Source organism: Methylobacterium aquaticum (genome assembly GCF_001043915.1).
Taxonomy (GTDB): Bacteria; Pseudomonadota; Alphaproteobacteria; order Rhizobiales; family Beijerinckiaceae; genus Methylobacterium; species Methylobacterium aquaticum.
Window position 1 is genome coordinate 1 of record NZ_LABX01000359.1, and the last position, 633, is coordinate 633.

Annotated in this window: 1 protein-coding gene; it reads left to right on the forward strand. The window is 59.9% G+C overall.

All coding sequences use genetic code 11. The features are described from left to right. Positions 1–100 (forward strand): helix-turn-helix domain-containing protein (locus VP06_RS39115; protein WP_425350977.1); only part of this gene is annotated, 100 nt, incomplete at its 5' end. Between the last annotated feature and the right edge of the window lie 533 nt (positions 101–633).

Here is a 633-nt window from a genome sequence, read left to right on the forward strand (position 1 = left end):
GGCGGCCCATGGCGGCAATGTCAGCCGGGCGGCGCGGAGCCTTGGGATCAGCCGGAGTACGCTGTATCGGCGCTGCCTGACGGAGCGGGCGGGGGTGTAGCAACAGGATGGCGCGAGTACGACCTTCTGGGCCCGAGTGCCTTCATGTGCGGGGGGAGGAAACTCGGCCGCGTCCGCAGCTTGTTTGAAGGCTATGGTATCACCGTCAGCGAATGTGATGATGCAATGCGACGGCGCTTGCTGACACTTATGCTGCTCCACCGGGCGAGCGATTTACGCAATATCTGGATCGATGATTGGGAAAGTAGGGTGGAAATGCTCCCTGATCTCGCCGACGTCATCTGGCCCAGGCTGGACGGATGAACCGAACATCCACTGCTCAGGATAAGACGAGCCGCACTCTACGGCTCGAACGGGCCAGAGGTGGAATGTCTGCTTCTGGGTCGGGGCCAGCGTCTGCCCGCCATCCATAGCAGCCTGCCAAACGATCACGCCGCCAAGTCTCGCCTTATACAAACGGCCGAAGATGCTGACGCATCCGGCCGCTGATCCAATCTCGAATTTTTGATACTAACCAGAGGCTTGGCGAAAATTTGAGAACGGCACCAACGGTCGTTGTCAACGACCGTTGGG